Below are 300 nucleotides of genomic sequence, written 5' to 3' on the forward strand. Positions count from 1 at the left end.
GTAACACTAGAGATGAATAATTTGTTTGTTTACACGTGGATGCGTACAATATTGGAGTGTAGGAAATAGATTGTATCAGCCACAACGAATTTCTTAAATACTACAGAGTTTTCCTCAATGAAGCGCTGATGTGCGTTTACCGGTACATGAGCCGTTTGTGTCGGGATGTATTACGAACCCTGAGGAACACAGGCCGCTTGCATCCTTACGTTTCTATTGCGATAAATGACCGTCAGAAGAGTGTTCAAATTGTTTGTGTTGGCGGAAGGATAGTGAGGTTGTATGTTTTCGTTGGCGATG

1 protein-coding gene is annotated in these 300 nt (G+C 42.0%); it reads left to right on the plus strand.

Translation table 11 applies throughout. The annotated features are described in order from the left end of the window. Positions 1–74: 74 nt before the first annotated feature. Positions 75–300, plus strand: a 226-nt coding sequence (locus IFT72_RS16800) for a hypothetical protein (RefSeq protein ID WP_371741324.1), incomplete at its 3' end; no start/stop codon positions are given.

Source organism: Frigoribacterium sp. CFBP 8754 (assembly GCF_014841815.1).
Taxonomy (GTDB): Bacteria; Actinomycetota; Actinomycetes; order Actinomycetales; family Microbacteriaceae; genus Frigoribacterium; species Frigoribacterium endophyticum.